This window comes from Paenibacillus sp. Marseille-P2973 (assembly GCF_018101095.1).
Lineage (GTDB): Bacteria > Bacillota > Bacilli > Paenibacillales > Paenibacillaceae > Fontibacillus > Fontibacillus vini.
Window position 1 is genome coordinate 11,987 of the sequence record NZ_JAGQEH010000009.1, and the last position, 21,300, is coordinate 33,286.

18 protein-coding genes and 1 other annotated feature are annotated in these 21,300 nt (G+C 51.3%); all 18 genes read right to left on the reverse strand.

Translation table 11 applies throughout. The features are described from left to right. Positions 1-22: 22 nt before the first annotated feature. On the reverse strand, positions 23-880 hold the full coding sequence (locus KB559_RS17165; protein WP_211023225.1) for a M50 family metallopeptidase: 858 nt from the start codon (positions 878-880) through the stop codon (positions 23-25). Then, positions 873-1,772, reverse strand: coding sequence for a M23 family metallopeptidase (locus KB559_RS17170; protein WP_211023227.1), 900 nt, complete (start codon positions 1,770-1,772; stop codon positions 873-875). The genes KB559_RS17165 and KB559_RS17170 overlap by 8 nt, the downstream gene beginning before the upstream one ends. A gap of 99 nt (positions 1,773-1,871) precedes the next feature. After that, the gene (locus KB559_RS17175) at positions 1,872-3,020 is read right to left on the reverse strand and encodes an FtsW/RodA/SpoVE family cell cycle protein (RefSeq protein WP_211023229.1); all 1,149 of its coding nucleotides are present in this window, start codon (positions 3,018-3,020) and stop codon (positions 1,872-1,874) included. A 6-nt stretch (positions 3,021-3,026) separates the two neighbouring features. Beyond that, positions 3,027-3,821: a septum site-determining protein MinD gene (gene minD / locus KB559_RS17180; protein WP_211023231.1), complete on the reverse strand. Its 795-nt coding sequence runs from the start codon at positions 3,819-3,821 to the stop codon at positions 3,027-3,029. A 3-nt stretch (positions 3,822-3,824) separates the two neighbouring features. Beyond that, positions 3,825-4,487: a septum site-determining protein MinC gene (gene minC / locus KB559_RS17185; RefSeq protein ID WP_211023234.1), complete on the reverse strand. Its 663-nt coding sequence runs from the start codon at positions 4,485-4,487 to the stop codon at positions 3,825-3,827. Between the two features lie 75 nt (positions 4,488-4,562). Continuing rightward, positions 4,563-5,093 (reverse strand): rod shape-determining protein MreD, encoded by a 531-nt coding sequence (gene mreD / locus KB559_RS17190; RefSeq protein ID WP_211023236.1) that lies wholly within the window; start codon positions 5,091-5,093, stop codon positions 4,563-4,565. Continuing rightward, on the reverse strand, positions 5,090-5,968 hold the full coding sequence (gene mreC, locus KB559_RS17195; RefSeq protein ID WP_211023238.1) for a rod shape-determining protein MreC: 879 nt from the start codon (positions 5,966-5,968) through the stop codon (positions 5,090-5,092). Before mreC ends, mreD begins: the two co-directional genes overlap by 4 nt. Positions 5,969-6,106: 138 nt before the next feature. Then, positions 6,107-7,141, reverse strand: coding sequence for a rod shape-determining protein (locus KB559_RS17200; protein WP_211023240.1), 1,035 nt, complete (start codon positions 7,139-7,141; stop codon positions 6,107-6,109). A 38-nt stretch (positions 7,142-7,179) separates the two neighbouring features. Continuing rightward, the gene (gene radC, locus KB559_RS17205) at positions 7,180-7,872 is read right to left on the reverse strand and encodes a RadC family protein (RefSeq protein ID WP_211023242.1); all 693 of its coding nucleotides are present in this window, start codon (positions 7,870-7,872) and stop codon (positions 7,180-7,182) included. An 88-nt stretch (positions 7,873-7,960) separates the two neighbouring features. Beyond that, positions 7,961-8,563: a Maf family protein gene (locus KB559_RS17210; RefSeq protein ID WP_211023244.1), complete on the reverse strand. Its 603-nt coding sequence runs from the start codon at positions 8,561-8,563 to the stop codon at positions 7,961-7,963. A 230-nt stretch (positions 8,564-8,793) separates the two neighbouring features. Next, entirely contained in the window at positions 8,794-10,038 is a 1,245-nt protein-coding gene (locus KB559_RS17215; protein WP_348772934.1) for an SPOR domain-containing protein, read from the reverse strand. Positions 10,039-10,185: 147 nt separating this feature from the next. Further along, positions 10,186-11,562 carry a UDP-N-acetylmuramate--L-alanine ligase gene (murC, locus tag KB559_RS17220; protein ID WP_211023572.1) on the reverse strand — a complete coding sequence of 459 codons (1,377 nt, stop codon included), beginning with the start codon at positions 11,560-11,562 and terminating at the stop codon, positions 10,186-10,188. A gap of 8 nt (positions 11,563-11,570) precedes the next feature. Then, positions 11,571-12,944, reverse strand: a complete 1,374-nt coding sequence (locus KB559_RS17225; protein ID WP_211023246.1) for a bifunctional folylpolyglutamate synthase/dihydrofolate synthase — start codon at positions 12,942-12,944, stop codon at positions 11,571-11,573. A gap of 117 nt (positions 12,945-13,061) precedes the next feature. Then, positions 13,062-15,734, reverse strand: a complete 2,673-nt coding sequence (locus KB559_RS17230) for a valine--tRNA ligase (RefSeq protein ID WP_211023248.1) — start codon at positions 15,732-15,734, stop codon at positions 13,062-13,064. Positions 15,735-16,053: 319 nt separating this feature from the next. Then, positions 16,054-16,319: a binding site (T-box leader), on the reverse strand. A gap of 173 nt (positions 16,320-16,492) precedes the next feature. Continuing rightward, positions 16,493-17,839, reverse strand: coding sequence for a LysM peptidoglycan-binding domain-containing protein (locus tag KB559_RS17235; RefSeq protein ID WP_211023250.1), 1,347 nt, complete (start codon positions 17,837-17,839; stop codon positions 16,493-16,495). A gap of 161 nt (positions 17,840-18,000) precedes the next feature. After that, entirely contained in the window at positions 18,001-18,903 is a 903-nt protein-coding gene (locus KB559_RS17240; RefSeq protein ID WP_481856468.1) for an RluA family pseudouridine synthase, read from the reverse strand. After that, on the reverse strand, positions 18,900-20,201 hold the full coding sequence (gene hemL / locus KB559_RS17245; RefSeq protein ID WP_211023252.1) for a glutamate-1-semialdehyde 2,1-aminomutase: 1,302 nt from the start codon (positions 20,199-20,201) through the stop codon (positions 18,900-18,902). Before hemL ends, KB559_RS17240 begins: the two co-directional genes overlap by 4 nt. Before the next feature lie 29 nt (positions 20,202-20,230). Further along, the gene (gene hemB / locus KB559_RS17250) at positions 20,231-21,235 is read right to left on the reverse strand and encodes a porphobilinogen synthase (RefSeq protein ID WP_211023254.1); all 1,005 of its coding nucleotides are present in this window, start codon (positions 21,233-21,235) and stop codon (positions 20,231-20,233) included. Between the last annotated feature and the right edge of the window lie 65 nt (positions 21,236-21,300).

The window sequence follows — 21,300 nt, forward strand, 5'->3', positions numbered from 1 at the left end:
ATTATAACATGGCCTCCCATAATCAAGCGCCGGGATCTCCCCGCAAATAAGAGGAAATTACCCGTTGCTCCGGCACCACAGCTACAATATTCCCTTGAGCATTCATAATATATATGAAATGATACTTTTCCCTTTTAAAGAGACGCAAAAGTCCGTCCAAAGGTTTCGCTTTGTCGGCAACAATCGGCTGTGCCAGACTCCCGGCCAATAGATGGCGGGCAAATTCATTCTCACGGTTAACGAGAAACCGCAAGAACCGGTACGGGATATTTCGATAATCCGTTATATTGGAATAAAGCAAAAACACGCCTACCAATAACAGGTTCATTTGCAGCGCCCCATAACCCAGCACCAGCGGAGCAACAGAATACACCGTCACAAACAAACTGAACAGGATGCTGATGCGAAGCGACCAAACCAGCGTGGAATGAAACGGAAGCCCCTTACTGCATAAGGCCTGGCAAACCCTTCCTCCGTCCAGCGGCAAAATCGGGAGCAAATTAAACAAGGCGATTAACAAGTTGCTTTCTACAAAATAAGAAAAAAACGGCCCCTCCCAAATGCCGGTGGCATGAAGAAGCCAGGAGATTCCAATCATCAGCAGGTTTTGCGCCGGTCCGGCCAGCGCAATGGCCACCTCACGTCCGGCAGTCAAATGTCCGGTATCCTCCATCACCGCAACGCCGCCAAAAGGGAGCATTTGTATGGACGATACGTGAATGCCGAATAGCCGGGCGCAAGCCACATGGCCGAGCTCGTGAACGAACACTATGGCAAACAAGGCGAGAAGCTCCAAAAAATGACCGGTAAAAATGGAAGCCAGCATAATTAGTATAAAAAAGGGATGAAAAGAGATATTGATGCCGCCCCACTTAATCAAAAGGAATCACATCCGCCGGATCAATATACCGATCATTTTTTTTCATCGCAAAATACAGGGTTGGAAATTCGTTCTCGCTCGGGGCTACGATTTTTCCAAGGACGTCGCCCCCCTCCACCCAATCGCCTTTGGCTACCGAGGGCTGTTCCAGATGTCCATAGACCGATACATACCCGTTCGCATGTTGAACCGTTACCGTCATTCCGGTTATGGCGTCACGGGCTACGCTGAGAATACGTCCCGTTTCTACGCTTTTAACCTGATCTCCGCCGCCCGAATCTCCCGTCGGGATAATCTCCACCCCTTTCAGGTTAAGGGCAAAAGGAGATGCCAATGTCCCTTCGATCGGAGTCACAAATCCGGTGACCGTCCCTACCTTTAAACCTTTCTCTTCATTGTGTTTAAAGATTGGAATAAAGGAAGGCGGCCCCCCAAAAGTACGCTCATACCAAGCCTCTGCGGCGCCAAAATCCATTTCCTGCGTAAGCGATTGGGCCACGAAGGCACGGACCGGAAGAGACCAGGCGGGCTCATACCGTTCAATTCCCCATAATGCAGCAAACAATAGAGCGCTGATGATCATTCTCAGGAACAACATACTCCAAAATGAGGTCTTGTTGCCTCCGGAATAACCGCCGTCTCCCGAACCAGGCACATCGCTATCATTCCATCGGCCTTGCCCCCGTTTCCACAGGAGCTCGGGATCTGGCTCATCCACTTCTCTTGAAAATAGAGGCTTCGGCGCTTGCTTGTCTCCTCTGACCACTTCCGTATTTCCGGGCATTCCGTCCGCCGCGGGGGCATGTCCCGCTCCCGCTCCCGCCAAATCTCCGGCAGTCAACTGTCTGATGCGTTCTTCGCGGCGCTTTCGCACATTCGATTTCACATCCATTTCTCGCACCCTCCCGGTCACATCTCGTGATTTATATGTATGAGGGGCTTGACCGAAATATGAACCGCAAAAAAACCGATGCCCTTCGGCACCGGTTCTTTAATCCACTTTATACTTTTCCTGATGCAGCTTAATGCTGAATACCAATCCAATACAAAGCATATTGATCAGCAGCGAGGTCCCGCCATAACTAATAAACGGCAGCGTAATCCCCGTGATTGGCATTAATCCGATCATCATTCCGACGTTCTCGAAAATCTGGAACAAAAACATCGCGGCAATCCCGACGATCATATAGGCGCCTCGCTTGTCGATGCAGTGCAAGGCAATGAGAATCATCCTGTAAATAAACAAGAAGTAGATGAGCAGCAGCAAGGCGGAGCCGAGAAAGCCGAATTCTTCACCGACCACCACAAAGATGGAATCCGAATAAGGATACGGGACGAACTTTTTATTTTTTAGTTCACCTTGCAAATAGCCGTCTCCCGTCAGCCCCCCGGAGCCGATTGCAATTTTGGCGTAACTGGACTGATGCTTATCATCGCTTGAAGCCTGGTCCGGATTAATGAACGTATTTATTCGCTGGTACCAGTGCAGCTTCTTATGCTGTTCCAAATAATCGTGAATCTGCACATTGTAAGTGTTGAAAATAGTAACAAAAGCAATTAAGGCAGCTATTACTACGGTTAGTCCGATGAGCACATGACTATACTTTGTATTGCCGATCCACAGCATCGCAACCAGGACGACCAGATAAATAATGGCGTTGCCCAAATCGGGTTGAATAAGCACCAAAATAAACGGAAGCAACGTCACTGCCGAGATGGGAATAATGTCCCGGCGAAAGCGCAGTTGCTGTCCGTTTCGCTGACCCAGCAAGTAAGCCGTAGTCAGAATCAGTATGATCTTGACGAGTTCGGCAGGTTGAAACTGCAGTCCTCCCGGAATCATGAACCAACTGCGCGCTCCATTAATTTCCGGGGCAAACAAGAATACCAGGACAAGCAGGAAGCAGCCTCCCCCGTAAATATACCAGCTATATTTCAAAAGTGTCCTGTAATCAACCAGGGCCATAGCGAATACCACGATAAATCCCACGATATAGAATCCTAGCGTTTTCAAATCGTAAGCCCTGAATTGGGTTTCATACGGAGCAATGGCGCTTCGGACCAGCAGCGTGCTGAACACCATAAATACAAGGAGGATACCCACCATTGGCCAGTCCACTTTTTTCAGTTTGAAAAACAAGTAATATCAACCCATTCCGAAAAACTTTTTGAAGCGCGTAAACATGCCCTTTTTCTGATCCAGCAGCATCAGGGGAACCGTATCGCCCAAAATCCGGCGGGCAATGTTGCGGTAAGCGATTGCCGCTCTCGAATCGGGGTTCATTACCGTCGGCTCACCGGAATTGGCCGCTTTGATTACAGACTCGTCATCCGGCACGATACCGATCAAGTCGATATTCAGCACCTGAAGGATATCCTCAATTTCGAGCATGTCGCCGGATTTGACCATATTTGCCCTGATCCGGTTTACGATCAATTTTGGCGAAGAGATATGGGAGCTCTCAAGCAGCCCGATAATCCGGTCCGCGTCCCGCACGGCCGCATGCTCCGGCGTAGTCACGACGATAGCCTGATCGGCACCGGCAATAGCGTTTTTGAAGCCCTGTTCAATCCCGGCAGGGCAGTCGATAATCACGTATTCATGATCTTTTTTCAATTCAAGAATGATGTCCTTGACCTGTTCAGCGGTCACCGCGTGTTTGTCCTTAGTTTGCGCAGCGGGCAGCATGTAAAGCTCATCGAATCGCTTGTCCTTCACCAGAGCCTGGTTTAAACGACAGCGTCCTTCAGCCACATCGATCAAATCATAAATGATCCGGTTCTCCAGTCCCATAACTACGTCCAGATTGCGCAGTCCGATATCCGTATCCACCAGACACACCTTTTTGCCAAGCAGCGCAAGCGCTGTACCGATATTGGCCGAAGTGGTCGTTTTGCCCACACCGCCCTTACCGGATGTGACAACGATAGCTTCTCCCATAGATTACACCCCTTTAAACGCGATAAAATCCGGTCTCATCCGGAGGATATTGCTAATTTTGTCTATCTGCATCTTCCCGTCACTTAAAAAAGCAAATTCCATACTAGTCTCCCGGTTCTCCCATTCATCCGGAGGCCGGCTGATAACCTCGGCAATTCTAAGCTGGGTAGGCGCCAAATAAGAGGCCGCAATTACCGCCTCTTCATTGCCCTCCAAGCCGGCATGCGCCATTCCTCTCAATGATCCGAGAATAAAAATATCTCCCGTACAGGCGATCGTTCCGCCCGGATTCACGTCTCCCAGGAACATCAGGTTCCCTTCATGATGGAGCACTTGCCCGGAGCGGACGATTCCGCACATCGTAGTCAATGATTTGAGAGGATCGGCAGCAGACTCCGAATCCGGCATTTCCACGGAGCGAATCAGCAGGTTTCCCTTTTGCCTCAGGATATCCAGGATCGACTCTTTCTGGTCGTCGCTTACGATCCGCGTCCCCAGCTTTACGTCAACATGTATGATCGGACCGGTTAAAATATTTTGATGGCTATGTTCCAATTTATAACGCAACTCTTCCAGCAAAGTTCCGAGTTCACACTTGTCGTCCAGCAGGAAAACCAGGCCATCCTTGATGCCTTTGATTGTAACGTGATTGGGTTTTACTGTCATAAGCCTGTCCCTCCTCCCTAATCAATTCGAGCAGAAGGCGGAAAGTTCCTGCTTCTCCCGGGCAAAAGTCGGAAATCAAGCCTTGTCTTCGACTGAACGACGCTTGGTAATGATTTCTAGCTGTCGGCGAAGCGGTACATAAATGATCAACGCGAACACAAACTGCACGAACACATTCGGAATAATATGATTCATCAAAGCCCAGGCATACGGCTCGTGAACAAGTCCGAACAAGGAATAAGTACCGAACAATATCGAATCAAGCAGTATACTTCCGGTCAAAACGATAATCATCATTAATGGAAGCGGAGCTTGACGCGTCTTGGACAGAAGCCCCAGCAGGTAGCAGGAGAATCCCATCGCGAACGAATAAGCGCCGATCATGGAACCATAGTATACAATATCCTGCAGCAAGCCGAAGCACAGTCCGAGCACCAGTCCGGTATGGCGATTCTCATATACGGAGAAAAATAAAATAGCGATATAAACCAGATGCGGGACGATGCGGGTCTCCCAGGAAGGCGGGATCAGCCAGGGGACGATGGTCCCCTCCACAATGAACAGAAGAAACAGCAGCAGAATCAGAATATATTTGCGTTTCCTCACTCTTTTTCAGCCTCCGGTGCAAAGACTACGAACAGCTCTTTCCAATCCGTAAAGCTCGCCGCCGGTTTAACCGTAGCTGTATAGGTCAACCCAAATTCGCCTACCTGGATATCCGTGACCTTGCCGATAATCATCCCGCGCGGAAATACCCCGCCGATTCCCGAGGATACGATAAGGTCACCCTCGGCAAGAGTCTTCTTGTCATCAATTCGGCTCATCAGGAAATTACCGCTGGTTTTGTCAAAGGACTCGATCACCCCGAAAATCTGATTCTCCTTACCTTGGGCCGTTACGGCAATCCCGTTTGAATTCGGATCTCTAGCATCCATCGTCGTTACCAGTTTCACCGTGGCGGTAAAATTGCTGACATGGCTGACGATCCCAACCAAACCTTCAGCGGAAGAGACGGCCATGCCTTCTTTGACGCCTTCCCGTCCACCGATGTTGAGCACGATCGTCCGATTGACAGGATCATCATTCACGCTAATGACATGTGCGATCTTCCAGGTGTAATCGTACATTTCCTTTTGAGCATTCGTAAATTTCAGGTCGTTCTTCAGGCGCTCGTTCTCCTGCTCAATCCAGTTATAGTAAGCCTTATCCCGCGTATAGTGGGACAGGGCGATTTTAAGCTGCTCATTCTCCTCCTGGAGCGCATGCAGTTCCGAGATATCTTCAAACAAGCCCGCTACGTAGCCAGCGGGCTTGTAAAACACGTATTGCACAAAGCCAACCGTGTCCTTGACAAACTTTTCCGGCCAGGACAATTTGGTTCTCGATCCGAGGGTGAAACCCATGACCGCAATGAAAAGGATGAGTCCCATCAGCAAAATAAACAGTCTTTTATTGCCAAGCAGCTTAAACAGTTTAAGCACCCTCCAACCTTACATATTTCTCCCTATCCCCTTAGCGGGGATTCTCCCGAATGATCAGAATGTTAAAAACCGAGAAAAACGGCTGTCCGTCCGCTGCCGGACGGGGCCGTTATCCAATGTGTGAAGCATTCTTCAATCTTAACGCTTGGAACGAAGCGCGGAGCTGCTCTTTGACTTAAACAAGTGAATGTTATCCAAGGCTCTGCCCGTGCCGATCGCTACGCAATCCAGCGGGTTCTCCGCAACGATAACGGGCATTCCCGTCTCGCCTGCAAGCAATTTGTCCAGATTGCGAAGCAGGGCTCCGCCGCCGGTCAATACGATTCCGCGGTCCATAATATCCGCGGCCAGCTCCGGAGGACATTTCTCCAAGGTGACTTTAACGGCATCCACAATAGCATTAACCGTATCGCTAAGCGCTTCGGAAATTTCGTCAGAAGTGATGGTGATCGTTTTCGGCAGTCCCGAAACAAGATCGCGGCCCCGGATTTCCATCGTTTCGACCTTTTCCAAAGCAAGCGCGGAACCGATATCCATTTTCAATTGTTCGGACGTTCTTTCGCCCACCATTAAATTATACTGCCGTTTAATGTACTGGATGATCGATTCATCCATTTCGTCGCCGGCAACCCGTACCGATTTACTCGTTACGATGCCTCCCAGAGAGATAACCGCAACCTCTGTCGTACCGCCGCCGATATCAACAACCATGCTTCCTGTCGGTTCCCAGACCGGCAAGTCAGCGCCGATTGCCGCTGCGAAAGGCTCCTCGATCGTATAAGCTTCACGAGCTCCGGCTTGTTTGGTCGCATCTTCTACCGCGCGTTGTTCAACGGCCGTGATGCCGGACGGAACGCAAACCATCACGTTAGGATGGCGCTGGAACAGCGAACGCTGCTTCTGTGCCTGGCGAATGAAATATTTGATCATTGTTGCCGTCGTATCAAAATCGGCGATAACCCCGTCCTTCATTGGACGAATGGCCCGGATATTGCCCGGAGTTCTCCCGATCATTTTTTTGGCCGACTCGCCGACCGCCACAATATTTTTAGTATCGGTATGAATGGCGACTACCGAAGGTTCTCTCACGATAATTCCTTTTCCACGGATATAAACCAGGGTATTTGCCGTCCCCAAATCGATTCCCAAATCTTTCGTAAAGCCACCTAACATGCTGTATCTCCCTTTCCTTCTGTATCTTATCTATTATATTACATCAAGCCTTGCTCCTTCAAACTGACGAATTTTCCGTCCCCGATGACAATGTGGTCCAACACGTCGATCCCCACAATATCTCCCGCCCGGCACAGCCGTTCCGTCATCCGGATATCCTCCGGACTAGGCGTCGGGTCCCCGCTGGGATGATTATGGGCGCATACGACGGATGCGCTGCTGCACTTGATTGCGGCGCGAAACACTTCCCGCGGATGAACGATAGAAGCATTTAAACTTCCGATCGACAGGGTCTCCTGAGCAATGATATGATTTTTCGTATTTAAAAACAGACAAACAAAATGTTCCTTATGCAAATACCGGAGTTGTTCCATCAATAAATCCGCCGCATCATGCGGGCTGCGAATCGTCTGCGCTTCCGGCAGGCGCGTTCTGGCTAACCGTTGACCAAGCTCTATACCAGCCTTGATCTGCACCGCTTTAGCCGGTCCGATTCCTTTCATTTTCGTCAATTCATCTAGACTGAGATCCAAGATGCCCCGGATCCCTCCATTTTCCGCCAGTATCCGCTGAGCCATGTGAATCGCGGACTCCTGACGCGTCCCCGTCCGCAGCAAAATAGCAAGCAGTTCCGCCTGACTTAGCGCGCCTGCCCCATATTGCAGCATCCGTTCTCTGGGCCGTTCTTCATTAGGAATATCACGCAGCATATAAGTTGCAATTTCCAACATGATCCCTCGCTTCCGAATGGTTTTGGCAAAGCAACGCTTTGCGGGCAAAATACATTCCGGAAGGATATGCTTTATCTCTTCCTGATTCTTAAAACACGGCAATTCCGAATGAAGCCAGCATCTCGGCCAGCAATGACAACGGTAATCCGACGACATTAAAATAACAGCCTTCGATCCCGGTCACGATCGTCGACCCAAGTCCTTGAATGCCGTAAGCTCCGGCTTTGTCCAGTCCTTCTCCGCTGGCAGCGTATGCTTCGATCTGCTCCTCGGTCAGCGCCTTCATCGTCACTACTGTCATTCTGTAATCCACCCGGGTCTCGCCGGTAAGGCTGTCTATACAGGCAACGCCGGTATAAACCTGGTGGCTCCTCCCCTGCAACGAAGAAATCATAGAGGCGGCCTCCTGCTTGTCCTTCGGCTTGCCCAGCACAACATGATCCCTGACAACAACCGTATCGCTACCGACGATGACGCCTTGACGATCCTGAGGATTCAAGCTCAGGTATACGGCGTCCGCCTTCCGTTTGGCAAGCTCTGTCACGATGATTTCCGGCGACCAGTCCTCCGGTGTCGTTTCATCGGCATGACTCGGCACAACTTCAAACGGAATATGTAAAGAAGATAACAGTTCGCGTCGGCGCGGGGATGTAGATGCAAGAATGATGCGGCGTGCTGCTGAGGATTCCAAGGGGCACTACTCTCCTTTAACGGTTCGGATTTCCAAAGAAAGCCTCTCTTCCTTCGGTTCCGTCTCTCACAGGGCTTAGATGGCGGAAAGATTCGACAACGATTTCACTGTCATCCTCGCCATTTTTTGACACCCCATTATTATAAGGTTTATTCAGCGGCAATACAAACACAAAAACGGTAAGGGGAAGTATTACCAATCCCTTACCGTTTTTTACCGAATTTCAGCGATCAGCTTCCGGAACCCACTAGTTTTTGCTCAGCAAGAATAAAGCTCATAATCTCGTCCTGGACTTCCCAAAGCAATGTTTTGGCCCCTTTTTTGTTATATTCAGCCATAGCTTCTACTGCACTGTTCATCGCCTTTTCCATCTCACTGACCTCCGCCGCAAAGGTCTCCGGCTGCTGGCCGCGGACTGCGGCTGCGCTTTCTGTCCACAATTGATGACTCTGCCCAAGCTCCCCCAGCTCCTCGGCCGTTAGCATTTGAGGGGAAACTTCGACCAGACGCGATGCCGATAAAGAACTAAGCAATTCTATCAATTCGGCACTTTGGGCAAAATACCGTTCCAGCGATACCACGTCCCCGTTGAATACCACCTCGGCCGAAGTAGGCAGCGCGATTTCATGCAGGATGAGATTGACTCCGGCCGTCTTGAGCTGGCTGCTGAGTAATTTGGCTTGTTCACGATCAGGGGAAACACCGGCGTAAACCCGCTTTTCGTCAACGGTGTCCCTGGCCGCGGCAATCCCGGATTCCTGCAATTCCTTCTGCGCGAGCACCACTCCTTCAGCCGTGCTAAATACCCCATACTGAAGAAAATGGTAGGTTTGCTCCGGCAAAGCAATGTTTACCGGTACGGAGTTTCCCGAGCCTGCGTTATCCTCTTCAATAATCTGACCGAAGACAGGGATATCCGTAACGGCTTCTCCTGCTGCCGTTTGATTAGGAACGGAAATCCCCGGGATGGGAACGGTCACTTCGCCATTGAACATGGAGAGGACTACAAATCCGAACAACGCCCCGGTAACGATGGCGCCTGTCAGTGACCCGGCAACCTTCCACCATGACGTACGGCGCGGGGCGTGATTACCGTAAGACGGAACGACCATTCCGTGAGTCCCGGTATAATCCGTAAACGGGTCTCCCCAATCCTCCGCCAGTTCAACGGCGCGATAGGTGGTTGGGTCCCGATCACTCCGCTCGTTATAAACAAAACCGGTATCATCCTCGGAGACAGGTTTCCTTGAGTATTCAGGCTCGGCTTCCAGTGTATGTGACGATGACGGTGACGGTGGCGTTGTGGGTACGACTTCTAAAGTGCGCTTTTGCTGAGATTGCCGTTCCACTGAAACTTGCCGTTCCTGCGGGATTTGTTGTTCCTCCGTGGATTGGCGATCCTGTGAGATTTGGCGATTCTGCGAGGTTTCCCGCCCTTGATCGTCAAATCGGAAAGTCATTTTAGCGTTATTCACGTTCCGCACGCTCCTTGTCCATTCTTCTAAAAATACAATATGAATGGAGAGGAGCTTATATACCAGCCAAAAATAAAAGAGCAACCCCGAGAGTATCGGGGTTGCTTAAGTTTCTTTTCTGATTATTACCGGCTATGTTTCCACCGTTCAGTCGGACAATTTTTGGGCGAGTTCATATCCAACTTTCCAAATATCGCCGGCCCCCATCGTCAATACCAAATCTCCCGGTTGAAGCCGACCCTCAAGATCCGCGATCACATCCTGCTTGGTCGACAGGTATCTGGCTCCCGCATTGCTGTTTTGCTTAATGAGTTCCACCAGCTTGGAAGAGCTCACCCCTTCAATTTGTTTCTCGCCTGCAGGCGAGTAAATGTCCGTGATGATTACTTCATCCGCTCCGCTGAACGCACGGCTGAACGCATCCAGCAAAAAGAAAGTGCGCGTATAACGCTGCGGTTGGAATACGGCGATGATCCGCTTGCCCGTTGCCTTCGCGGCGGCAATCGTCGCTTCAATCTCCGTCGGATGGTGCGCATAGTCGTCGATTACCAGAATCCCGCCACTTTCTCCAAGCACCTGAAACCGCCGTTTAGCTCCGTGGAACCTGATGATGGCAGCGGTGATTTCGGCAAAAGGAATGCCGGCCTCCAGACAAACAATGATCGTTGCCATCGCATTGTATACGTTATGTTTCCCCGGAACCGAGAGCTCGACCTTTCCGAGTTCCCGCTCGCCGTGCTTCATCATAAACGAGACTTGACGATCGCCTAGCTTGATTTGCTCGGCTGTATAATCGCAGGCCGAATCGATGCCATAAGTTATCGTTTGGCACTTTAAACTTGGCAGCAACTCTATGATATTGGCATCATCCCCGCAGATCACGGCCTTGCCGTCCGCTTTGATCTGATTCAAAAACTGGACATAAGCTTCTTTCAAGCGACCGAAGTCGCCGCCGTAATTTTCAAGATGATCCGCTTCTATATTCGTAACGACTCCCAGTGAGGGATGATACTGCAAGAAGGATCCGTCACTTTCGTCCGCTTCGGCCACCACAAATTTTCCTTGTCCGGCTTTAGCGTTCGTTCCGATGTCCATGATCTCTCCGCCGATAATATAGGTCGGATCGGTTCCGCATTGTTCCATGACGAGCGCGATCATCGAAGAGGTCGTCGTCTTGCCGTGGGCTCCCGCAACCGCAACTCCCTGTCGTTCATTAAGCAGGCGTGCGAGCATCTGGGAACGGTGCAAAATCGGAATCCCCCGCTCCTCAGCTTCTACCCGTTCTACGTTATCTTTCGGAAGCGCGGTGGAATATACCACCAAGTCCGCTCCATGTACTTGCTCCGCGGTGTGGCCGATATAAATTTTGGCTCCCTTAGCCGCCAGTTTTTCAGTCAGTTCCTGGGCCGCCACATCCGATCCAGTTACGGTATAACCCATTTCAAGCATTACACGGGCGATGGCGCTCATGCCATATCCCCCGATACCGATAAAATGCACATGTTGTTCAGTCGTATTTAACAATTTATAGTTCACCAGCCTTTTTCAGAATCGGTTTGATGCAAAAGAGCTGCCCGCACATCCGAAATCATATACAGTGTGCCGGTGACCACCCCAAGATCTTCCCGTTCCGTCCGTGACTCCAAAAGAGAAAGTGCCTTTCTCCAGTCACGTTCCACAATGATTTCCAATTCCGGTTTTGCCTTCGCAGCTTTCAGCTCTTGGACAAGTTCATACAACGCCTCCGCATCCAGCTTACGGCGAAAATCGGGCTCGGTCAGAATAAGCGTATCCACTATAGGTAATATATGCTCCAAGTAGGCGTGATGATGCTTATTAGCCAGCATCCCCATCATCAAATTAAGCTTACGGTAGCTGAATGTTTCACGGATGCTCTTGGCAAGCGTTTCCGCTCCCTCTGGATTGTGCGCCCCATCCAATACAATGCGCGGTTCAGTCGATATCCGTTCCAGCCGACCTGCCCAGAAGGTAGCCTCAAAACCGCGTTGTACCGGTTCATCTTCAAGAACAAAAGCCATATATTGCCTCAGTATTTCGAGTACCATCATGACACCTGCTGCATTTTTGCACTGATGCCCGCCCAGCATGGACATTTCCAGCTCGAATTCGCGGAAAGGTCCGCGGAACAGCATTGCCTGTCCTTTCTCACTGACCTTGAGGCGGTCGAACGAGAACTCTTCACCCAATAAATATAGACTGCTCCGCTGCTTCGACGCCGTCTCTTTCATGACGTCAATAGCCTCCGGCTGTTCGACGCAACTCACTACCGGAACACCGGGTTTTATAATCCCGGCTTTTTCGCGGGCGATTTGTTCGATCGTATCGCCAAGAACATCGGTATGATCATATCCGATATTCGTAATCAAAGAAACGATCGGAGTTACTATGTTAGTAACATCCATCCTTCCCCCAAGGCCCGTCTCCCATACCACGACATCCGGGTAGCATTCCTCGGCAAAATAAAGAATCGCGATCGCCGTGCTGACCTCGAACATGGTAGGCGATCCTAGCTCGGTCTCCGCAATTTCCCGCACTAGTGGCATCACCCGATTTGCCAGGGACACCAGCGTCTTCTCGGGAATGTCTTGCCCATTGCACTGAAACCGGTTCGTGAATTTGGTAATGTACGGAGAGGTAAACGTCCCTACATTATAACCGCATTCCATCAATGTACGGGTTAAAAAGGCGCAGGACGATCCTTTGCCGTTCGTACCGGCTACATGTATAAACTTCAGTCTGCGCTGCGGGTTGCCGAGCCGTTCCATCAAGAGATAGATCCGTTCCAACCCCGGACGGATTCCGAAAGGAATCAGCCCGTTGATCCAATCCACAGCTTCGCTATAGCTTTGCAGTGCTTCTTCACTCTGTCCTTGATGAGCCCCCATCACGTTCACCTTCATTTAATTGTTGGTATATAAAAGCTCGACGAAATAACAGCTTTGGCTGCGTACATTTCCCGTAAAACGGACAAATGACGCAGCCGCAGATGTTGACGAAATTGACTAGCCCTTCAATTCGCCGATCCGGGCCAGAACTTTATCGCGTTTATCGGAATAGTCCGCCATCTTGGCGCGTTCTTCCTCAATCACCTTAGCCGGAGCCTTAGCGACGAAACCTTCGTTAGCCAGTTTTTTCTCAACGCGCTCCACTTCTTTGTTCAAATGTTCAACCTCTTTTTCAAGGCGCGCGATTTCCTGGCTGATATCGATCAGTCCAGCAAGCGGCAAATATAACTCCGCTCCGGTAACGACCGCTGTCATCGCCTTATCCGGGACCGCCGCCTGCAAGGAAGCTTCATACTGGGACGTATTGCAGAACCGGCTGATATAGTGACCGTTCCGATTCAGAATATCCAGCAATTCTGCCGAAGCCGGTTTTACAAGCAACTCGACTTTTTTGCTCATCGGAACATTCACTTCCGAACGAATATTACGAACCGAACGAATCACGTCAACGAGCAGATTCATTTCCTCCAAGGCATCCGGCGCTTCAAGCGAAGGATCATATTTAGGCCATTCGGCCAATGTAATCGATTCGCCATGATGCGGCAAATGCTGCCATATTTCCTCGGAAATAAACGGCATGAACGGATGAATCAAGCGCAGCGTACGATCAAGCACGTAGGCGAGCACGGACTGCGTTTTGCGCTTCGCCGCAGCATCTTCCCCGTACAGGGACAATTTGGCAAACTCGATGTACCAATCGCAGAGATCATCCCAAATAAAGTTGTATAACTGACGACCTGTTTCCCCAAATTCATAGGCATCGATCAAACGGGTAATTTCACGGGCCGTTTCATTGTAACGGTGAAGGATCCACCGATCCGCGGTAGACAGGTCTCCGCTAATATCTATATCTTCGATCGTTACGCCTTCCAGGTTCATCAAGGCGAACCGGGATGCATTCCAGATTTTATTGGCAAAGTTACGAGCCTGTTCCACCCGTTCCCAATGGAAACGAAGATCCTGCCCCGGCGTGCTGCTTGTCGAGAGCATGTAACGCATCGCATCTGCCCCATACTTCTCGATGACTTCCAGCGGGTCAACCCCGTTGCCAAGCGATTTGGACATTTTACGCCCTTCGCTGTCACGAACCAATCCATGGATCAGCGCGTTTTTGAACGGAACGGACTTCGTAAATTCCAAACCGGTAAAGATCATGCGCGATACCCAGAACGGAATAATATCGTATCCGGTAACGAGCACGCTCGTAGGGAAGAAGCGTTTGTAGTCCTCGCTGTTCTCATTAGGCCAGCCTAAAGTCGAGAAAGGCCACAAAGCCGAGCTGAACCAGGTATCGAGGACATCTTCGTCCTGCACCAGATCATCCCGTCCGAGCTTGGCCCGGGCTTCCGCTTCATCCCGTGCGACAACCATTTCACCGGTCGCTTCACAATACCAGGCCGGAATACGGTGTCCCCACCATAATTGGCGGGAAATGCACCAATCGCGGACATTTTCGATCCAGTGAAGATACGTCTTTTCGAACCGGTCCGGTACGAACTGGACGCCTTCTCCGGATTTCTGGGCGGCGATCGCAGCTTCCGCCAACGGCTTCATTTTTACGAACCATTGCGTCGACAGATACGGCTCAATGACCGCTCCCGTCCGTTCGCTGTGTCCAACTTGGTGAACATGATCTTCGATTTTGATCAGAACGCCCTGGTCCTGCAAATCCTTAACGATTTGTTTGCGGCATTCGCTGCGGTCCAATCCTTGGTATTGGCCCGCTTCGTTATTCATCGTTCCGCTTTCGTCCATGACGGTAATTTGCGGCAGATTATGGCGAAGACCCACTTCAAAGTCGTTCGGATCGTGAGCCGGAGTAATCTTAACCGCGCCGCTGCCGAATTCCTTATCCACATAATCGTCCGCAATGATCGGAATTTCACGGCCGGTAATCGGCAGAACAAGCATTTTTCCGATCAGATTCTTGTAGCGCTCATCCTTCGGATGCACCGCCACGGCGGTATCTCCAAGCATCGTCTCAGGCCGCGTCGTTGCGACAGTAATAAACCCGCTGCCGTCTTTAAGCGGATATTGCAAATGATACAAATGACCATTAACTTCTTTGTATTCTACCTCAATATCGGAAAGGGCCGTCCGGGCTACCGGGTCCCAGTTGATAATGTATTTGCCGCGGTAAATCAAGCCCTTATCAAAGAGCTTAACGAATACTTCACGGACGGCCAACGACAGACCTTCGTCCAACGTAAAACGTTCCCGTGAATAATCGAGAGAGAAGCCCATTTTTGCCCATTGCTCATGAATGGAGGCCGCATATTTATCTTTCCATTCCCATACCTTCTCCAGAAACTTCTCACGTCCAAGGTCGTAGCGTGTTTGCCCTTCTGCGCGAAGATTCTGCTCGACTTTGGTTTGAGTCGCGATCCCGGCATGGTCGGACCCCGGCAGCCAGAGCGCATCATAACCTTGCATCCGCTTGGTGCGGATCAATATATCCTGAAGGGTGCAGTCCAGCGCGTGTCCGATATGCAGCATACCGGTTACGTTAGGCGGCGGGATTACGATTGTGAAAGGCTCGGCTTCCGGTCTTTGTCCAGCTTTGAAAAAGCCGCCTTCCATCCAATAGCGGTACCATTTTTGTTCCGCCGCTTTCGGATCGTACGTAGTCGGCATTTCCGCCGACAGGGATTGTCCATGGTTTTCTGTCATTTGTACCAAACCTCCATTACAAATAATTGACTTAAAATATTCGTTCAAAAAGTCAGGTTTTCAGGACCAAAGCGTATGCTTCCGAAGTGCGTTTTTTACAAAACGCTTTAGGTCGGATGAAGCTAGGGACTGAGTAGCGGAGCTAAACGTTTTCGTAGAAAACGACTTCGTAAGCATTTGCTCATAAGGTACGTGAGCAACGGAAGGCCCGGCTGAATTCAAGATTCGACGTCGAATCGGCTTCATGATCTGCTTCGTCATGGAAAGATGATTATTTGAACTACCTTTTAAAGCTAGAAAACACAAAAAGCCCCTCGCCTCAAAGGACGAAAGGCTTTACTTTCGCGGTACCACCTTTGTTTCGCAGGCTACACCAATCCCGGAATTCAAATAAAACCGGAATCCAGCTTGCGACACTCATACAGATAACGGCTGCTGCCGGCCCGTTCTAGCATAAACAGTTTACGGATCAAACGGGCGACTCCCGGGCGACTTCGGTCAGCTGCATCCTACGGAACTTCCCAGCACTTCCAATTCCGCTCTCTGAAGGGTTTACTGCCTACTATTCCCATTCCAAGTCTTTACAATTAGATTTTGCTTAGAGTTTATCTTTATCATAATAGCTTGAATACCTTCACGAGTCAACAAAAGGGGCAAAAATGGACAACAGTCCACCAAGAGAGGACAAACTTAAGCATAAATGAATACATGAAAAAAGCCGCACATAGTGTGCAGCTTTTAAGATGGAGGCCTATTAATCAAGGGATGTACAGCACCTGTCCCTCAGACAAATGTTGTTCGGACAGTCTGTTGTAAAGCTGCAGTTCTCGCGAACTAAGCTGATAACGCTCCGCGATTGCGTCCAATGTCTCTTCACGTTGGACAATTACAAGCCTGACTTTACGGAAAGGAGTCTGCTCTTCGGCATTGCGTATGAACAAGCTCTTCCAGCGTACTTCCTCTGCGTCGTTTTGTTCTACCGCCGGCAATGCTTCTTCCGTCTCTTGCAAACTCTGACCGGATTCGGAGTCCGGCCGATACGAGGATAGCAGCTTGCTGATTCCGTAACTGCTCTCCTGGGCAACATCGCCGTTCTTTTTGCTCCCGAGGGCAATTTTCAGTTCTTTCTTATCCTCCGGTTCCGGCCGAATTTCGGCATCCTGCGCGGATTCCGCGGAAAAGGCATCGTCCTCCGTTTCGAAATCGGCGGTAACCGGGACAGCCTCTTCAAACGAAAGCTCTTGCGAAACAGGTAAAGCTCCCTCTTCCCTTTCAGCGGAAGCATATTCGCCAGAAGGTTCATCCAAATCGATCTCGGTCACCGTCACGGACGGACGGGCCGCCTCCTTAAACCAAACTTGCTGCTGCTCGGATTGGAAAGAACGCTCTTGATCCGGGCTCTCTGCTGCGTACTCTTCCTCTAATTGAGGATCACGCGCAGCCAATTCTTCCGGAGCCTCTGCTTCCGCCTCCTTGTCCTCCACAACGGACTGGGCATAGAGCGGCGAAGCGTGGTCATTCCATGTAAGTATGTTTTGCTGCTCGTCCGTATCGTTCAATTCAGGCAGAGATTCCTGCTCCCACATCCGGAAATTCTCGGTATAGCTGCGCGTCGCTGAATCCAATCCCGCTTCACGCCCCGAAAGGTGGTCAGGATCTCTTTGCACGTCCCCGCGCAAGTCGGAAGCCGGCTCATGAGCAACCACGAGTTCCCGGTCCTTCCACTCCTCCGGTTCCACGGCCAACGATGAAGTTTCGATGCCCTGCAAGGATAAAACGCCCGTAATATTAAGACTGCGGGCACTTAGCAGGTCTACGTCGAAATTTTCAATTTCGACCGCGATTTCCTCCAGCTTACCGACCCGGCTAAGCGGAATCGTGATCTCCACCGGAATCCAATGCTCCAGTTCCTGAGTGTTTCCCTCCCCGCGATAAAGTCCCGACAGCAGTAAATGGCCGCGCAGCGAAGCATACTCTTCCCCGGGAATGACCTGAATTTTCGGATAGAGTTCAATTTCTTCCAGTTCGTCGATGCCTACTACATTTTCCGATAGATGCACGCGTTCATAAATATCGAACCTCAGACCGTAGGATTGATCCGCCAAAAATATTGCCTCCTTTCAGCATATCCAAACATGATTTTGTATCCAGTAAACTGCATGGTCCAAATCATCGCTCGTTTTTATCTATATGCTTAAAAAAAGAGTGCATGCCTGCTTTTTCGCGGTTCTGCGGCTTGAGATTCGCTCCAGCCGCCAAGCTTAATTCAGCTATACAGCCTGACGCGAACCTTATCCCACTCCTCCGGCCAAGGGTCCGGGACTTCAACAATTTCTCCGGTTAAAGGATGCGGAAACGCCAGGCTCTCCCCATGAAGCGCTTGATGGGGCAGAAGTTTCGTGCTCCCTCCATATAGCGCGTCGCCGATCAGCGGATGCCCCGCATGACTCATATGCACGCGAATTTGATGCGTCCGCCCCGTTTCGAGCCTCAAGCGGACAAGGCTAGCCTTCGGGAATGTCTCCAAAACCTCTACCCGGGTCACGGCCTCTTTGCCGGCCTTGGACACGCGGCGCCGGGAAGAATGGTGACGATCCCGGCCGATAGGCTCGTTAATCCGGACAAGAGCCGGGTTGACGACGCCTTCCACCAGCGCCACATAAACCCTCTCGATCTCTTTCCGCGCCATGGCGGCGTCCAGTTTAAGCTGGGCGAAGATGTTCTTCGCATACAGAACGGGACCGGTCGTATACTCATCCAGCCGATGAATATGCGCAGGGGCAACCGGTTCGTCCCGCAGCGAATAGATTCCGGAGACGAAATTCGCTAGCGACGGCTCACGGCTCTCCCCGTCTGGATGCACCTTAATTCCGGCCGATTTATGCACGACGAGGCAGAAATCATCCTCATACAAAATCCGGACCGGCTGCTCCACGGGTTCGTACTGTGAAGTTTTCGGCGGGAACACCCTCACGCGGAGCCTGTCTCCAGCCAGCTTAATCCCGCCTTCGGCATCCAGCGACCGGAGCAGTTTGGCCGGGCATCCGAGTTCCCGCTCAAGCCAAACGAGGGCCGCTTCATAGCGGCCCCCGTGTTCCGGCGGATTCAATTTGCCCGGCATCAGTTCCAGCCATTCGCCGCGTCTCTGCCCGGCTATCCCCTTGCTCACAGCTTTTGCAGCGCACGGCGGTGCGCCTCGATCGTGAGATCGATATCGGCCTCGGTATGAACACCGGAGACGAACATGCCTTCAAACTGGGAAGGCGCAATGTTGATGCCTTCCTCAATCATCGCGGCAAAATAGCGGCGGAAGAGATCCAGGTCGCTGCTCTTGGCCGTATCGAAATTGATAACCTCCCCGTCCGTAAAGAACGGGCAAACCATCGAGCCCACGCGATTAATGGTACAAGGGATCCCCCGCTCTTTCGCGTTCGCCGTAAATCCGGCTTCCAGTCTCGCCGAAAGAACTTCCAGACGATCGTACACTTCCGGTGTCAAAAGCGACAAGGTGGAGAATCCAGCCGTCATGGCTAGCGGGTTCCCGCTCAGTGTACCAGCTTGATAAATCGGCCCGCTCGGTGCGATCTGCTCCATAATTTCACGTTTGCCGCCGTAAGCTCCAACCGGAAGCCCGCCGCCGATCACTTTACCTAGACAGGTCAAGTCAGGGGTGACTCCGAAGCGGCCTTGAGCACAATGGATATGTACGCGGAATCCGGTCATCACCTCATCAAAAATCAACAAGCTTCCATGTTCCGTCGTCAAACGGCGCAAGCCTTCCAAAAATCCAGGCTGCGGCGGTACGACTCCCATATTTCCGGCCACCGGCTCCACAATAACGCCTGCGATTTCCGATCCGAAACGCTGGAATGCTAGCTCCGCCGATTCCAGGTCGTTATAAGGCACCGTGATCGTATTGGCGGCCACGCCTTCCGGTACGCCCGGGCTGTCGGGTAGACCGAGGGTAGCCACGCCGGAGCCGGCTTTGATCAGAAGGCTGTCCGCATGGCCGTGATAAGAGCCTTCGAATTTCAGAATCTTGTTGCGGCCTGTATAGCCACGTGCCAATCGGATCGCACTCATGGTCGCTTCCGTCCCGGAATTAACCATCCGGACAATATCAATCGACGGTACACGCTCGGCAACCAGCTTGGCCATCTCCGTCTCCAGCAGCGTAGGAGCGCCAAAGCTGGTACCTTTGGCTGTCGTCTCTTGCAATGCCGAAACTACCTTAGGATGGGCATGCCCCATGATGAGCGGTCCCCAGGATCCTACGTAGTCGATATATTCATTACCGTCGATATCATAAATTCGCGCACCTGCGCCCCGGTCCATGTAGACTGGCGTTAAGCCGACGGATTTAAAAGCTCTAACCGGGCTGTTGACCCCGCCTGGCAATACCTGCTTCGCTTCCTCAAAAGCCTGCCGCGATAGTTCTTCACTGCGGCGCCCGATCTTTTCACTCATGGTTCCCTCTCCTTGTCACGGTCATTTTATTATTTGCCTTCACGCAGCCAGCGGGCCGCATCTTTGGCGAAATACGTAATGATGATATCCGCTCCGGCGCGTTTCATGCCCAGCAGCATTTCCGTTACGATAGCCCGCTCATTGATCCAGCCTTTCTCGGCCGCGGCCTTGACCATCGAGTACTCCCCGCTGACATTATAAGCGACGAGCGGGAGATCGAACTGGTCGCGCAGCATCCGCAGCACGTCCATGAAGGCCAGCGCAGGTTTCACCATCAACATGTCCGCGCCTTCCAGAACATCGGTTTCCGCTTCTCTAAGCGCTTCCCGGGCATTGGCCGGGTCCATTTGATAGGTTTTGCGGTCGCCGAATTGAGGAGCGGAATCCGCCGCTTCGCGAAACGGACCATAGAATGCGGATGCGTATTTTACCGAATAAGACATGATCGGCACGTTGCTGAACCCGGCTTCATCCAGTCCCGCGCGGATGGCCTGTACGAAACCGTCCATCATGTTGGAAGGAGCGATGATGTCCGCTCCCGCCTGGGCCTGAGAGACTGCAGTACGTACGAGCAGGTCGAGCGATTCGTCATTCAGGACATCTCCGCAGACGTGCCCGTCCCGTTCGAAAGTATGCACCATCCCGCAGTGGCCGTGATCGGTAAACTCGCATAAGCAGGTGTCGGCTACTACGAGCAGGTCGGGATAAAGCGATTTGATCTTACGAGTCGCTTGCTGAACAATACCGTCTTCGGCAAAGGCCGAGGATCCAACGTCGTCCTTGCTCTCCGGAATCCCAAAGAGCAGCACGGCCGGAATGCCGAGGTCCACAATCTCTTTTACTTCTTCCTCCAGCGTGTCCAGCGAAAAATGATATACCCCCGGCATGGATGAAATTTCATTCTTGACGCCGCTGCCGTAAGTAACAAAGATCGGCTGGATGAAGTCATCCACCGTCAATATCGTTTCGCGTACCATTCCCCGGATTCCGGCGGATTGCCGCAAACGGCGATGTCTTACTATAGGAAAACTCATGATGTAATCCCTCCCGGATTTACTTATAATTTTACAAGGTTGTTCAAGTCGACTTTTTGAACACA

Coding starts and splice junctions, on each gene's coding strand:
- KB559_RS17170 (WP_211023227.1), bottom strand. CDS start 1,772: ATGGATGTGAAATCGAATGTGCGAAAGCGCCGCGAAGAACGCATCAGA.
- minD (WP_211023231.1), bottom strand. CDS start 3,821: ATGGGAGAAGCTATCGTTGTCACATCCGGTAAGGGCGGTGTGGGCAAA.
- minC (WP_211023234.1), bottom strand. CDS start 4,487: ATGACAGTAAAACCCAATCACGTTACAATCAAAGGCATCAAGGATGGC.
- KB559_RS17200 (WP_211023240.1), bottom strand. CDS start 7,141: ATGTTAGGTGGCTTTACGAAAGATTTGGGAATCGATTTGGGGACGGCA.
- radC (WP_211023242.1), bottom strand. CDS start 7,872: ATGTTGGAAATTGCAACTTATATGCTGCGTGATATTCCTAATGAAGAA.
- KB559_RS17225 (WP_211023246.1), bottom strand. CDS start 12,944: ATGGGGGCTCATCAAGGACAGAGTGAAGAAGCACTGCAAAGCTATAGC.
- KB559_RS17230 (WP_211023248.1), bottom strand. CDS start 15,734: ATGACAGAAAACCATGGACAATCCCTGTCGGCGGAAATGCCGACTACG.
- hemL (WP_211023252.1), bottom strand. CDS start 20,201: ATGAGTGAAAAGATCGGGCGCCGCAGTGAAGAACTATCGCGGCAGGCT.
- hemB (WP_211023254.1), bottom strand. CDS start 21,235: ATGAGTTTTCCTATAGTAAGACATCGCCGTTTGCGGCAATCCGCCGGA.